17 protein-coding genes are annotated in these 13,311 nt (G+C 63.5%); 8 read left to right on the top strand and 9 right to left on the bottom strand.

From position 1 onward, the window contains the following. Window positions 1–204 precede the first annotated feature (204 nt). From EFB14_RS19760 to EFB14_RS19745, 4 genes are all read right to left on the bottom strand, one after another. The gene (locus EFB14_RS19760) at window positions 205–615 is read right to left on the bottom strand and encodes a type II toxin-antitoxin system VapC family toxin (RefSeq protein WP_126828204.1); all 411 of its coding nucleotides are present in this window, start codon (window positions 613–615) and stop codon (window positions 205–207) included. After that, window positions 612–872, bottom strand: a complete 261-nt coding sequence (locus tag EFB14_RS19755; protein ID WP_126828202.1) for an antitoxin — start codon at window positions 870–872, stop codon at window positions 612–614. Before EFB14_RS19755 ends, EFB14_RS19760 begins: the two co-directional genes overlap by 4 nt. 106 nt (window positions 873–978) lie before the next feature. Beyond that, complete coding sequence (locus EFB14_RS19750; RefSeq protein ID WP_126828200.1) at window positions 979–1,560, bottom strand: pyridoxamine 5'-phosphate oxidase family protein; 582 nt, start codon at window positions 1,558–1,560, stop codon at window positions 979–981. 13 nt (window positions 1,561–1,573) lie between these two features. After that, window positions 1,574–2,278: an SDR family oxidoreductase gene (locus tag EFB14_RS19745; protein WP_125848968.1), complete on the bottom strand. Its 705-nt coding sequence runs from the start codon at window positions 2,276–2,278 to the stop codon at window positions 1,574–1,576. 106 nt (window positions 2,279–2,384) lie between these two features. On the opposite strand from EFB14_RS19745, the gene EFB14_RS19740 reads away from it, so the two are divergent. After that, complete coding sequence (locus EFB14_RS19740; RefSeq protein WP_125848970.1) at window positions 2,385–3,260, top strand: LysR substrate-binding domain-containing protein; 876 nt, start codon at window positions 2,385–2,387, stop codon at window positions 3,258–3,260. A gap of 59 nt (window positions 3,261–3,319) precedes the next feature. Here EFB14_RS19740 and EFB14_RS19735 read toward each other — a convergent pair whose 3' ends face one another. Further along, window positions 3,320–3,826: a MarR family winged helix-turn-helix transcriptional regulator gene (locus EFB14_RS19735; RefSeq protein WP_125848972.1), complete on the bottom strand. Its 507-nt coding sequence runs from the start codon at window positions 3,824–3,826 to the stop codon at window positions 3,320–3,322. An 83-nt stretch (window positions 3,827–3,909) separates the two neighbouring features. Here EFB14_RS19735 and EFB14_RS19730 point away from each other — a divergent pair, with 83 nt between their 5' ends. Continuing rightward, window positions 3,910–4,284, top strand: coding sequence for a nuclear transport factor 2 family protein (locus EFB14_RS19730; RefSeq protein WP_126828198.1), 375 nt, complete (start codon window positions 3,910–3,912; stop codon window positions 4,282–4,284). A 77-nt stretch (window positions 4,285–4,361) separates the two neighbouring features. Here EFB14_RS19730 and EFB14_RS19725 read toward each other — a convergent pair whose 3' ends face one another. Beyond that, the gene (locus EFB14_RS19725) at window positions 4,362–4,826 is read right to left on the bottom strand and encodes a nuclear transport factor 2 family protein (protein ID WP_125848976.1); all 465 of its coding nucleotides are present in this window, start codon (window positions 4,824–4,826) and stop codon (window positions 4,362–4,364) included. Between the two features lie 195 nt (window positions 4,827–5,021). Between EFB14_RS19725 and EFB14_RS19720 the strand changes: the two genes are divergently transcribed. Beyond that, complete coding sequence (locus tag EFB14_RS19720) at window positions 5,022–5,333, top strand: winged helix-turn-helix transcriptional regulator (RefSeq protein ID WP_126828196.1); 312 nt, start codon at window positions 5,022–5,024, stop codon at window positions 5,331–5,333. Window positions 5,334–5,379: 46 nt separating this feature from the next. On the opposite strand, the gene EFB14_RS19715 is transcribed toward EFB14_RS19720, so the two are convergent. Then, a complete protein-coding gene (locus tag EFB14_RS19715) occupies window positions 5,380–6,354 on the bottom strand; it encodes a zinc-dependent alcohol dehydrogenase family protein (RefSeq protein WP_126828194.1) in 975 nt (324 codons plus the stop codon). Between the two features lie 54 nt (window positions 6,355–6,408). On the opposite strand from EFB14_RS19715, the gene EFB14_RS19710 reads away from it, so the two are divergent. The 3 genes from EFB14_RS19710 to EFB14_RS19700 are packed head-to-tail and all read left to right on the top strand — an operon-like array spanning window position 6,409 to window position 9,528. After that, window positions 6,409–6,825 carry an acyl-CoA thioesterase gene (locus tag EFB14_RS19710; RefSeq protein ID WP_126828192.1) on the top strand — a complete coding sequence of 139 codons (417 nt, stop codon included), beginning with the start codon at window positions 6,409–6,411 and terminating at the stop codon, window positions 6,823–6,825. A gap of 2 nt (window positions 6,826–6,827) precedes the next feature. After that, the gene (locus EFB14_RS19705; protein WP_126828190.1) at window positions 6,828–8,351 is read left to right on the top strand and encodes a class I adenylate-forming enzyme family protein; all 1,524 of its coding nucleotides are present in this window, start codon (window positions 6,828–6,830) and stop codon (window positions 8,349–8,351) included. Beyond that, window positions 8,329–9,528, top strand: a complete 1,200-nt coding sequence (locus EFB14_RS19700) for a thiolase family protein (RefSeq protein ID WP_126828188.1) — start codon at window positions 8,329–8,331, stop codon at window positions 9,526–9,528. Before EFB14_RS19705 ends, EFB14_RS19700 begins: the two co-directional genes overlap by 23 nt. Window positions 9,529–9,661: 133 nt before the next feature. On the opposite strand, the gene EFB14_RS19695 is transcribed toward EFB14_RS19700, so the two are convergent. Continuing rightward, complete coding sequence (locus EFB14_RS19695) at window positions 9,662–10,387, bottom strand: DUF2726 domain-containing protein (protein ID WP_126828186.1); 726 nt, start codon at window positions 10,385–10,387, stop codon at window positions 9,662–9,664. Window positions 10,388–10,737: 350 nt separating this feature from the next. Between EFB14_RS19695 and EFB14_RS19690 the strand changes: the two genes are divergently transcribed. Both EFB14_RS19690 and EFB14_RS19685 read left to right on the top strand, forming a co-directional pair. Beyond that, window positions 10,738–11,502: an SDR family oxidoreductase gene (locus tag EFB14_RS19690; RefSeq protein WP_125848990.1), complete on the top strand. Its 765-nt coding sequence runs from the start codon at window positions 10,738–10,740 to the stop codon at window positions 11,500–11,502. A 44-nt stretch (window positions 11,503–11,546) separates the two neighbouring features. Beyond that, a complete protein-coding gene (locus tag EFB14_RS19685; protein WP_126828184.1) occupies window positions 11,547–11,960 on the top strand; it encodes a cupin domain-containing protein in 414 nt (137 codons plus the stop codon). A 48-nt stretch (window positions 11,961–12,008) separates the two neighbouring features. On the opposite strand, the gene EFB14_RS19680 is transcribed toward EFB14_RS19685, so the two are convergent. Then, on the bottom strand, window positions 12,009–13,292 hold the full coding sequence (locus tag EFB14_RS19680; RefSeq protein WP_125848994.1) for a cystathionine gamma-synthase family protein: 1,284 nt from the start codon (window positions 13,290–13,292) through the stop codon (window positions 12,009–12,011). Window positions 13,293–13,311: the final 19 nt, after the last annotated feature.

Raw genomic sequence — 13,311 nt, 5'->3', positions numbered from 1 at the left:
CGCCCGGGCGCGGTTTCGGCCGCGCCCGGGCGTTTTCTTTTTGAGTGCTTTCGAATGGGACTGCTGCTCAGTTCCCTTTGTGGCTAGTGCCGTGTCCGCCCTTATCCTTGAGGTGCGAAAGCCGAAAGGCTGAGCCTCGAAGGAGACGCCGCAGCGCCGCGTCTTGCATCAAGCGTCGGGGCACCTCAGAGTGAGGCTCTTGGCCTATCCCCCAGCCGTCCAGTCTTCGACGCGCAGGCCCTCGACACGCCTGAACTCGCCGACATTGTTGGTGACGAGAACCAGATCCCGAGCCTTGGCCTGCGCGGCGATCAGAACATCATGGGGACCGATCGGTGTTCCCTTGGCCGCCAATGCGGCGCGAATCTCTCCTGCGGCCAGCGCATCCTCCTGTTCGAAACCGACCGACGGGAAATCCGCCATAAACAGGCGCAGGGTTTCGAGATTGTAGGAAACTTTCGCGCTTTTATAAGCGCCGTAATAGAGCTCGTGCATGACGATGCTCGACAGCCCGATCGATCCCTCGTCGCTATCCATCACACGGGCGAGCAGCGTGTCGGATTTACGGCCGATCAGGGCGATCACGGCATTGGTGTCGATGAGATGCGTGATCACTTGAACGGGTCCTGAAGACCAGGCCTCTCCTGATCCTCGGGCTGCTCTCGTCCCTCCGCCAGGAAATCGTCGCTGAGGCCGCGTTCGAGAGCGCTGCGCAACGATGCCCACCGCACGCCGCGATCGGCCCGCGGCCGCAGAATGACGGCATCGCCTTCCCGTGTGACTTCCACCTGGTCGACGTCGAAACGGAATTCCTTCGGCAGCCGGACGGCCTGCGAATTGCCGGATTGAAACACGCGCGCATATTGCGGCATGGGAGCGCCTCCCGCGATCTGTATATATTTTATTGTATATACGCGGCGAGCGGTGTTTTTACAAGGTTTGCGTGGAACTGGATTGATCAGGCGCGGATTCGCACTGCTACGGATTGACCCATCGGCAAGAGGCGAGGGCGCCGGTTTCGTCATAGGCAAAGATTGCCCTTCGATTGTCCGGCTGCCGCAGCTCGAACCAGTCGAGCGTCCGGGGCCGGAATCGCAGGACGCCGAAGCGCGCCTTTCCCTCCGCTTCGTCGACAGGATCCGGCGGAACCGGCACGTCGATGGTTTCAAAGGCGCGCTCGTCCCCAGGCGGGCCGCCCGCATAGGTCATTCGCGTCCGGCCAGGCAGCCCGTTCCAGGCGGCGTCGGCGATTTCGCTTCCCGGACCATGACGTTCGACCCTTCCCTGAAGCCGCAACTGCAGCTGGGCCCTCGGGCAGAAACCCAACACCGTGACCTCGGGATTTGCCGATAGCTCCCGCCATTTCGGGCTGCGCGTATCGGTGTGAAATTCAAGGCTCCGTGTCGGTACGTCGGCGCTGCGCAGAACCACCATGCGCGCCTGCGCTCGCGCCTCGGCGTCCACCGAGCACAGGTTCACATATCGGAAGCCCGAATGCGGGTTTGCCGCAGCCGTTTCAAGTTCCGCCCATGCCGAAGCGTCGATGTCAGTCAGGCTCACCGGCGGGCCTTTCTCAGATGGAACGGGCGATGCCGCCATCGACGCGGATGTTCTGCCCGGTGATGTAGCCCGCGCCGTCGGACAACAGGAAGGCGATCGTGGCTGCGATTTCCTCGCTCGTGCCGTAGCGGCCCATCGGAACGCTGTCGCGCCGCTCGTCGGTCGCAGGCAGGCTGTCGATCCAGCCGGGCAGGACGTTGTTCAGGCGGATGTTCTTCGCCGCATAGCTGTCGGCGAAGATCTTGGTGAAGCTTGCCAGTCCCGCCCGGAAGACGGCGGAGGTCGGGAACATCGGCGAGGGTTCGAAGGCCCATGCCGTCGAGATGTTGACGATGGCGCCGCCGCCCTGCGCTTCCATGATCGGCGTCACCAGCCGGATCGGGCGCACTGCGCTCAGGAAATAGACCTCCATGCCCCTGTACCAGTCCTCGTCGGAAATTTCGAGGATCGGCGCGCGCGGGCCGTGGCCGGCGGAATTGACCAGGGCGTCGATCCGACCCCATCGCTCCATCGCCAGATCCACGAGCCGCTTCAGGTCGTCGTTCGACTGGTTCGAGCCGGTAACGCCGACGCCGCCCAATTCCTTGGCAAGGGCCTCGCCCTTGCCTGACGAGGAGAGAACGGCGATGCGATAGCCGTCCGCGGCCAGTTTCCTGGCGGCCGCGGCCCCCATGCCGGACCCGCCGGCGGTGATGAGAGCGACTTTTTCTTCAGACATTGAGGCCTCCGATGGCTGGTTTTCGCAAGCATTATGGCAGATGCCATCGGGACTTTCGCGCGAGAAAGAAAGCTGCCAGACTGTAGAAAATCTACTGGATACGCCGATGACTCAATCCCGCCGCACCCTGCCGCCATTGAATGCCCTGCGCGCTTTCGAGGCCTCGGGCCGCAGGCTGAATTTCCGCGCCGCGGCCGAAGAGCTTGGCGTCACGCAAGGGGCGGTCGCCCAGCAGGTTCGCGCGCTGGAAGACCAGCTCGGGCTCAGGCTGTTCCTGCGCCTTTCCCGCGGCCTTGCGCTCACCGCCTATGGCACGAGCTATCTGGCGGATGTGAGCCGCGCCTTCGACACGCTCGCAGAAGCGACCGGGCGGCTTTTGGACCGGCCGGAAACGGTGACGATCAGCGTCACCCCCACCGTCGCCACCAAGGTGCTGATCCCGCGGCTCGCCGAGCTCTACGCCGCCCTTCCCGATATCGACCTGAGAACGGTCGCCACCGAGGCGCTGTCCGATTTCGACCGTGACCAGGTTGATATCGCGGTGCGCCTCACGCGCCCGCCTTTTCCGGCGAACCTGCAGGCGCAGCTGCTGTTCCGCCAGGAACTGGTGGCGGTCGCAAGCCCGCATCTGGTCAAGGGCCTCACCCTGCCATTAACAGGCGAAGAGCTCCGCAAGCTGCCGCTTCTGCATGACTCGCACGATCACTGGCGGGTGCTTCTGCAATCCCGCGAGAAGCTGCCGGGTGCGACGTTCAACCATACGACATTGGCTCTGGACGCCGCCCTCGCCGGCCAGGGCGTCGTGCTCGCCTGCCGGGCTTTCGTCACGGCCGATCTCGAAGCCGGCCGGCTGGTGCGGGTGACCGAGGAGACGGCGACCATCGGACCCGACTATTTCCTCGTCCGCAAACGCTCGTCATCGCCGCGCAAGGCCGTCGACGCGGTCTGGGACTGGTGCGCGACGCGGCTATCGCTGCCTTAAAGCGTATCGCCTGAGCTCGGCAGAAGAACGGCGCGCCGCGCCGTTCGGAACGGCCCGGATCACGTCCCAGCGCTTGACGATCTTGCCGTCCGCGCGCGCGGCGATGCCTCGGCGCTCGCGATCTTGTCGAGATTGGCGATCACGCGTGCGAGCAGGGCGACGAGCTGCTTCGCCTCCTCGTCCGTGAATCCTTCCAGGGCCTCGTGGTTACCCTGGAACAGGACTTCGATCGCGCTTGGCAGGCGTGCTTCTGCGGCTCGCGTCATCGAAACATGGCTGCTGCGGCCATCGGCCGGGTCGGGCATGCGCCGGATCAATCCGTCCCGCTCCATGCGGGCAAGCATTTGCGCCATCGGCGGCTGTTCGACTTTGGCGAAGCGGGCGAGATCGCGCTGGGTGCTCACCCCGCCGTTCCGCATCGCGACCAGCACCGGCAGTTGACCGACACCGAAGCCCAGTGGCTTCAGGCGCGCTTCGCTTAAGCGGGCGAAGCCTCGTGCCGCGAGGCTGATCAGGTGCCCAGGTGTCGAGAGCACATCCAGTTCCGTCGAATCTTTCGCTTGCACCGGTCCATCCTCTAATGCATATGTACGTATGTATATTGCGGCTTTCTTCCTGGCGCAACAGACACAAACGCGGAGAGAAGACAATGGACGGTGATATCGAAACCCTCAAACGCATCTACATCAGCTTCAACGCCCGCGATATTGGCGGCGTATTGGCGTCGCTTGCCGAGGACGTCGCCTGGGCCAACGGCATGGACGGCGGCCACGTTCACGGCCACGAGGCCGTGCGCGCCTACTGGACCCGCCAGTGGAGCATGATAAGCCCGCACGTCGAACCTCTGGCCTTCCACAGGACTGCCGACGGTGCAATCGTCGCAGAGGTCAGGCAATCCATCCGCGATCTCCAGGGCAACCCTCTTCAGGACCAGACGCACGGGCTGAAAGACAAGATGATTGGACATGTCTTCCGCTTTCGAGACGGCAAGGTGGCTCGCTTTGACATCCAGGATGTCGCCTAAAGTGGAGCGCGGGCGGCAATCCCGAATTGGGCTGTTGGGCGCAAATCTGGGGCCGGCGGGAAGCCGGCCCCTCGACTTCAGAACATCGTGTTCTTGTTGGCTGCTTCGTTCGGAACAGCCTGGATCACGTCCCAGTGCTCGACGATCTTGCCGTCCTTGACGCGGAAAATATCGACGATGGCCTGGCCGCGATCATCAGCACCGTTCGTCGCATGCACATGCAGCCAGACGAGATCGCCATCGGCGGCGCTGCGAACGATCTCCGCCTTCGATTGGGCATTGTCCTTGAAGAAGCCGGAGAAGAAGGAAATCAGAGGCTTCTTGCCGTCGGGAACCTGGGGATTGTGCTGCCGGTAATCGTCCGCGAGGACCGAGGCGGCCGCTATATCATGCTTGTTGAAGAACCTGTCGTAGAACTCAACCACCAGCTTCCGGTTGGCTTCCTCGACCTTTAAATGCCGCGAGGCCGATTCAGCGAAAGCGCCGGAAGGCCCGGCAACGCCGGCCAGAACGACGAGTGCGAGTAGCGATTGAAATCTCATGCATCAAACTCCTTGGTATGGATCAGCGATCTAGTCTAAAAAAGAGACTATGGAGCAGGTCTATGAAACCTCGACATGCCGGGCAAGAAGGCATGTTTTGGTGGCAAGGTCAGCCCGCGATGACCAGGGAGAAGGCATGCCTGCAAAAGGGACGAGCCGAAACAGCAGCCCGGGGCGGGGTGCCCGGTCAGAGGCGTGCTCGATCGTATCGGCGATCAATGGAGCCTGCTCACTCTCGCGGCGCTGGAAGAGGGGAAGAAGCGCTTCAACGAGCTGCTGCGGGAAATCGGAGACATCTCGAAACAGATGCTCTCCAAGACGCTGAAGCATCTCGAGCAGGACGGCTTCATCAGGCGCACCGTCTACCCCGAGGTTCCCCCTCGCGTGGAGTATGAACTGACGGAGATGGGACGCTCCTTCCTGGTTCCGATGAAGGCTTTGATCGGCTGGGCCGACCGGAACCATGCGGCCATCAAGAGCGCACGTCACAGATACGAAACCGTGTAGCGCGGAGTTTTAAGAGAGCAAGGAACAGCGCCGGGCGCCTGTCCCGTCAGGCGATCAGCACCTTGCCCCCCGTCCGGAAGGGCAGGGCGGAGCGGAGCGCCTGGCCGATCTTTTCCAACGGAAACACCTCCCGAACCTCGGTGGCGATAACCTTGGCGTCGATCTGCGCGACGACTTCGGAATAGGCGCGCTGGACATTGTTCATCGCTTCGGAATGGACCCATTCCCGGAGGTGACAATAGGAAAAGGCGACATCGGGATGGGAGGCCCAGAAGGCGGGCGGGATGCTCTGGCCCGAAAGCAGGCCGTAATGCACGAAGTGGCCGCCAGGCTTCAGCGCGTCGGCAAGCACCAAGGCGCGCGCGCCGCCGACGCAGTCTAGCACCGCGTCGAGCCCGTGCCGGCCGGCGAGGCCTGCGGCGAGATCGCTTTCGCCTTCCGCCCTGTCGACGATAACAGCCTCGAGCCGGCCGCCGAGACGCGCGAGGGATTCTTCGCTGCGGACGATTGCGATCGGCTCCACGCCAACCGCGTTCGCCATGCCAATCAGGATCGATCCGATCGAGGAGGCGGCGGCATTGACGGCAATGCGCATGCCTGACCTCAGCCCGATCTTGTTGTGCAGCATCAGCCAAGCGGTCATCGGGTTGACGTAGCTCGTCGCTGCCTCGAAATCGGAAAGCTCGTCGGGAACGCGAAGGCACCAGGCGGGATCGGTATCCTTGAACTCCTGCCACCCGCCGGCGCTCCGCACCGGCAGCACGCGCGCTCCCGGGGAAAGCCCGCGAACCTCTTCGCCGCACGCCTCGACCACGCCGAAGGCTTCGAAGCCGGGAATGAAGGGCAGGGTGGTGCGCCCGGCATAGGCGCCCGATATCGTGATGATATCGGAGGGATTGATCGAGCGCGCAAGCAGCCGCACCCGGACCTGGTGGCGGGAGAGCGGCGCCAGTTCGGCCCGCTCGATGCCGACGACCTCCTCGGCCGGTCCGAATTTTCGCACGACCGCCTGATATTGCATTGCATCCCCCTGACAACAGCGGTTAGAACACGCCTTCGAATTTTCGGTGATCGAATGAGCGTTGACGACAGGCCTTTAGCATCGTTCCGGGTCTCGATGCGAGACATCGACATCTATGGTCATGTCCACAATTCGGTCTATCTCGATTATTGTGAGGATGCGGCCGTCGAGTTCCTGCGGCACCGGGAGATCCTCAGCCACTTCCGCCACACCACCTCGGGTGTCGCCTATCACGTGAAGAAGGCGGAGATCACCTTTCACAATCCGATCGACGTCGACGACATCGTCGACGCAAAGGTCGGCGTCGAGAAGATCGGCCGTTCGAGCCTTTCCTTCGCGATCGAGCTCTTTCGCAGGCGCGACGGCGCCCACTGCGCCTCGGCCGGGCTCGTCTGGGTCTGCGTCAGCCTCTCCGACAGCCGCCCGACGCCGATCCCCGAGGCGACCAGAGCCGCCTTGTCACAGGGCTGACCATGCCGATCCATAAAGAGCTTGTTCGACATGCCAAGGAAAGACCGGACAAGCCGGCCGTTGACATCGACGGCCGGTCCTTGAGCTATGGCGAACTCCATTCCCGCGCCAGGGCGATCTGCCGGTTTCTCCAAGAGCTTCCCCGCTCGAACCGCCGCACGCTCGATCTGCCCGGCGTCCAGAAGCTCGTCGCACTGAGCCTCGGCAACCACATCGGCTTTGCCGAATATTTCGTCGCCGCCACCGCCTTGCCGAATGCCTCGGCGGTCATCGATCCGATGATGCCGCCGGAAAGGATCGAGCGCATCGTCGAGCGCCTGGTGCCTGACGTGCTTGTCGTCGATGACGATGCGAGCCCGAGCGCCGAAATCGGCCGCAGGCTCGGCATTCCTGTCATCGTGGCCGGAGCGGAGCGCTTCGATCTCACCTCTGGAGCGGACGAACTGCCTGGCGATGCCGAGGGGATCTTCCTGATCGGCTTTACCTCGGGTACGACAGCCGAGCCGAAGGCCTATTGCCGCTCGCGCGAGCAGTGGCGCAGGAGCCTCGACCGGGGGCGGATCGTTTTCGAGCTGGGGGATGCGCCGTCGACCCTGTGTCCGGGGGCGCTCGCGCATGGGCTGGCGCTTTACGCCCTGGTCGAGGCGCTGGATGCCGGGGCAAGCTTCCATTCGGTCAAGAAATGGGATCCGGATGCGGTCGCGCGCATTCTCTCCTCCGAGCAGATCGAACGGCTGGTCGCCGTGCCGACCCACATCGCCGGCATCGCGAGGGCGTGGGCTGATAAGCCTGCGCTGACTTCGCTGCGCGACGTGATGACCGCCGGCGCGAAATTGAACCTCAACGAAGTAGGCTCCATGCGCCGCCTCTTTCCAGCGGCGCGGATCCGCGAATATTACGGCGCCTCCGAAATCGGCTTCATGACGGTCTCGACGCTTGTCGGCGGCAAGACCAATTTTCCGATCGACCGGGTCGGGCAGGCCTATCCTGGCGTCGAAATTTCCATTCGCGACCCTGAGGAAAACGATGTCGGCACCGACGTACCGGGCACGATCTTTGTCAGGAGCGACCTGATCGCCGACTGTTATCTCTGGGGCGACGACGGCCAGGCGTTCCGCGTCACCGAGGCGGGCGCCACTGTCGGCGATCTCGGCGAGATCGATGCGGACGGCATGCTGCGGGTGATCGGCAGGGCGGGCGGCATGATGATCACGGGCGGCAACAACGTCTATCCCGCCGAAGTCGAGAGCGCGCTCAAAACCTGCCCCGGCGTCGAGGATGCCGTCGTCTTCGGGCTGCCGGACGCCTATTACGGCCAAAGGATCGTCGCCGTCGTCTCGGGGGAGGCGACAGATGCGCAAATTCTGGCCGAGCATTGCACGGCCAGGCTTGCGAGGTTCAAGATACCGAAGCAATTCTACCATATCGCCTCCTGGCCGATGACGAGCAGCGGCAAGATTGCACGGGGACAGGTAGAAGCATCGGTGATCTCGGGAGGCGATCTTGTCCTACGCCTATCAGCCTGACGAGGATTGGCAGCCGGTCGTGGTCGCCGCCTACCGCACGCCGGTTGGCCGGGCCTTCGGATCGCTGGCGACGGTTACGGCCGAAGACCTGCTTGCGCCGATCATCCGCCGGATCGTCGCCGAAACGGCAATTGCGCCCGATGCCATCGACGACGTGCTCGTCGGCAATGCCGCCGGCGGCGGCGGCAACATTGCGCGGCTTGCGGCACTCGCCGCCGGCCTGCCCATGGCCGTTCCCGGCGTTGCCATCGACCGGCAATGCGGCTCGGGGCTGGAAGCGATCATCATGGCCGCCCGCCTGATCCAGGCGAAGGCGGGCTCGTGTTATCTCGCCGGCGGCGTCGAAAGCGTCAGTACCGCGCCGTGGCGCGTGGAAAGGCCGAAAGCCAATGGCGCCCTGCCGCGCTTTTACGGGCGCGCGCGATTTTCTCCCGACACGATCGGCGACCCCGACATGGGCGTTGCCGCTGAAAACGTCGCACGCGCCTTCGCCATCTCGCGCCAGAGGCAGGATGAATTTGCGCTGCGCAGCCATCGGCTCGCCGTCGCGGCGGCCGAGGCGGGCGTCTTTCGCCCCGAGATCGTCGACATCTCCACGGGTCATGGGCTGATCGAACGCGACGAGTGCCCGCGTCCCTCGACATCGCTCGAAGCGCTCGCAAACCTCCGGCCCGTTTTCCTCGCCGACGGTTCGGTGACGGCGGGCAATGCCTGCCCGCTGAATGACGGCGCCTGCCTGGTGCTCGTCATGAGCCGCGGCATGGCAAAAAGCCTCGGCATCGACAAGGGCCTCGCCTTAATCGACAGTGCGGCCGCCGGCGTCGATCCCAATCTGCTCGGCATCGGGCCGGTCGCGTCGACCAAAAAGCTCATGCAGCGCCAGCCGGGCCTCTCGCTTTCCACGATCGATGCGATCGAATTCAACGAGGCTTTCGCGGCCCAGGTTCTGGCGTCGCTCGATCAGCTCGGCATCGCCGCCGACGCGGTCAACAGGGAAGGCGGCGCCCTGGCGCTCGGCCATCCGTTCGGCGCATCAGGCGCGATTCTCGTTACCCGGCTATATAGCCAACTGGTCCGTGGTGAGCGCTGGCTGCCCGCCGCCACCGGCCTCGCCATGATCGGCATCGGCGGCGGCATTGGCCTGACGGCGCTGTTTGAGGCCGTCAGGCTCTCCTGATAGGACGAAGATCCTCCGCATGAGGCGGCCTTGTCCGGCTCTGTCGGCGACTGCCGCTCACCCTAACCCTTGCCCGGGTCGAGCCACGGGTCTCGACCCGTCCTTTGGACCAACGTAAACGGGCGAGGGGACGTTAGATGACACTGGGCCTGTCCACCAGTTTCTCGACCAATCGCCTGAGTTCTGACGGAGTCGTTTGGCCAGCCACCACCTCGTGGTAGCCAATCCCGGCGCGTCGCAGCGCCTCTTTCTTTACCGCGTCGCGTGCGGCTGCGGCGCTTTGATGATGCGCTCCGCCCTGGTATTCGATGACGTGCCGCGGTCGGCAATTGCTGTCCACGAGCAGTAAGTCGACACGCTTGGAGTTGATGCAACTGTAGGCGTCCGCATCGGTGCTTCGGAGGATTTCGCCCAACGAAACCTGCGCCATCACCTGCCAAGAAGAATTGCAGCCGACCACGATGCTGTCGAGTTCGCGAAACACTCGGGCTTCGCTCCTATTCAGCAACGGCTGCATGGTGAAATGCGAGTTCATGACGATACGCAATTGATCTGTGGCGCCGATTGGTCTCATTGGCTTCGCAGCCAGTATCGGAAGCCGAGGCCCCAGCATAATGCTCTCGTTGCCGCGCTTTTTCTCCGAGCGTGACCTGTTTCTCCTCCGCCACGTCCGTTTTCTCGTCGTGGCTAGCAGCTGCTCAACGGCCATGCCGATGATGAGACCGACAAACAGGGCGGCAATCAGCAGTTCTGGTTTATCGAAATCTGCAACAGTTATACCACCCGAAGCGCCTAGTGCGGCGCCCCCGATTATCAGTCCAGGTGCTGCGAACAGTACGGACCTTTGGCGATATTGCATGCCCCTCTCCAGATTTCCCGCTAAGATAGTAGAACGCGTGGAGCATGGGCGAAAGTCATTCAAAAGAATTAGGTCCTGCAGCTCCTCCCGTTTCCGCACCATGGCTCGATCGCAGGGCGAGCCGGCCTACAGCCTTCGCATAGGGCGACAGCGACTGAGGGAGAATGGTTCGGGGCCGCGATCCGGCGCATTCTTCTGCCTGTCGGTCACGACCGATGAAGGTCGCTTGCCTCTCCCGGCATGCGATCCCGGCATTCCGAGCAGTTCCTGCTCTGCTTCAAATTAGCAACGGCAAGCCGGCAAAGGCACGTCAACAGAGGACATTCCTCGCTAGGACAAGGAGACTACCCATGAAGATCGTCATTATCGGTGGCACCGGCCTCATCGGCTCGAAGACCGTGGAAAGATTGCGCAGCAAGGGGCACGACGTCCTTCCGGCCTCGCCGAATTCGGGCGTCGACACGATCACCGGCAAGGGGCTCGCCGAAGCGCTCGCCGGCGCGCAGGTGGTGCTCGACCTCGCCAACTCCCCCTCCTTCGAGGACAAGGCGGTTCTCGAATTCTTCCAGACCTCGGGTCGCAACCTGCTGAAGGCTGCGGCCGACGCCGGCGTGAAGCATCACATCGCGCTCTCGATCGTCGGCATGGAGCGCCTTCAGGGCAGCGGCTACATGCGCGCCAAGATGGCTCAGGAGCAGCTGATCAAGAGTTCCGGCATTCCCTACACCATCGTGCACTCCACCCAGTTTCATGAGTTCATGGCAGGCATCGCCCAGTCGGGCACAGTAGGCCAGATGGTGCATCTGTCGCCGGCCTATGTGCAGCCGATCGCCTCCGACGATGTCGCCGACGTCATGGCCGAGGTGGCGCTTGCGGCACCCGTCAACGGCACAATCGAGATCGGCGGACCGGAGAAAGTCCGCCTCACCGAAATCATCACGCGCCTTTTCAAGGCGACGAACGATCCGCGCCAAGTGGTGGCCGATCCGCATGCCCGCTATTTCGGCGTCGAGCTCGAAGACAATTCGCTTGTGACCGGACCCAATGCGCGGCTCGGCCGGATCCGCTTCGACGACTGGCTGAGCCGGCAGCCGCCCCAGAAAAAGACCGCCTGATACCGGGCACCTGACGACCATTCCCATCAACTGAGGAGACAGACATGCTCAGAAAAATGATCTCGGCGGCAGCACTCGCCATTGTCCTTGCCGCCGGCACGCAGGCTCACGCCGCAGGCGGCGACGCGAAGGTTCGCGTCGTTTTCGACCAGAAGCTTCCCAATGTTCCCGGCAAGAGCATGAAGGCCGTGCTCGTCGAATATGGGCCGGGCGGCTCGTCGCCCGGCCATACGCACCCGGCCTCGGCCTTCATCTACGCCACCGTTCTTGAAGGGGCGATCACTAGCAAGGTGAATGACGGGCCGGAGAAAGTCTATAAGGCAGGCGAAAGCTTTCCCGAATTTCCGGGCGATCATCACGCCGTCAGCAAGAACGCCAGCAAGACAAAGCCGGCGCGCCTGCTTGCGGTCTTCGTGCTGAACACCGACGAGACGGAACTGACGACAGACGACAAGTGACGTCGCGCCGATGCCCGGCGCCGCCGGGCATCGATTTCTCCCGCCGCATCAGGCGCCCTGCAGCGCCAGCTCCAGATCCGCCACCAGATCATCCGGATGCTCGATGCCGATCGACAGCCGGATGGTCGATTCCAGAACGCCGATCCGCTGGCGCACATCGGCGGGCACGCCGGAATGCGTCATCGTGGCCGGGTGGCTTGCAAGCGACTCCGTGCCGCCGAGGCTGACGGCGAGCTTGAAGACCTGCAGCGCGTTCAGGAATTTGAAGGAGGCCGGCTGGCCGCCGCGGATATCGAAGGAGAAGGTCGAGCCGGCGCCAGTGCATTGCGCGGTGAAGGTGCGCCCCAGCGGCGAATCCGGATCGTGGTAAGAGAGATAGTGAACCTTCTCGACCTTCGGGTGCTCGCGCAGGAAATCGGCGACGGCGCGCGCATTGTTGTTGGCCCGCTCCATGCGCAGCTGCAGTGTTTCCAGCGACCGGCCGAGCATCCAGCAGGAATGCGGATCGAGCTGCGTGCCGATCGCGCCGCGCAGCGCCTTGACCTGCTTGACGATCTCCTTGCGGCCGAGAACCGCCCCGGCGATGAGATCGGAATGGCCGCCGACATATTTGGTCAGCGAATAGAGGGAGATATCGGCGCCGTGCTCGATCGGCCGCTGGAAGACCGGCCCGAGCAGCGTGTTGTCGCAGACGACGATCGGCGTATGCCCCTGCCTTGCGCCGATCGCATCGGCCACGCGCCGGATCATCGCGACATCGACCAGGCTGTTGGTCGGGTTGGCGGGCGTCTCGATCAGGATGACGGAGACCCGGCCCTTGGCAACGGCCTCATCCGCCGCCTTCTGCACCGACCCCTCGCTGACGCCATCGGCAAAGCCGACGGCAGCGACGCCGAGGTTGAGGAAGGTTTTTGCCAGCAGGGTTTCGGTGCCGCCGTAGAGCGGCTGCGAATGCAGGATCGCATCGCCGGGACGCACGAAGGCGAGAAGCGTGGTGGCGATCGCCGCCATCCCTGAGGAAAACAGCACGCCGCTTTCCGTCCGCTCATAGACGGCGAGCCGGTCCTCGACGATCTCGCTATTGGGATGATTGAAGCGCGAATAGACGAGGCCCGCGCCCTTGCCCGCCGGCGGCTCGCGCCGGCCCGAGACGTAGTCGAAGAAATCGCGGCCATCCTCGGCCGAATTGAAGACGAAGGTGGAGGTGAGGAACACCGGCGGCTTGACCGCCCCTTCCGAGAGTTCGGGATCGTAGCCGTAATTCAGCATCTGCGTTTCGGGATGCAGTGCATGATTGCCGATATGGGTTTTGGACGGATGCGGGGCGGTCATGATCGTCTCCTCTGTCGAC

Origin of the sequence: Rhizobium fabae (genome assembly GCF_003985135.1) — a bacterium.
Classification (GTDB): Bacteria; Pseudomonadota; Alphaproteobacteria; order Rhizobiales; family Rhizobiaceae; genus Rhizobium; species Rhizobium pisi.
The sequence above is the reverse complement of the archived record's forward strand: the minus strand, read 5'-3'. Positions and strand labels throughout refer to the sequence as shown.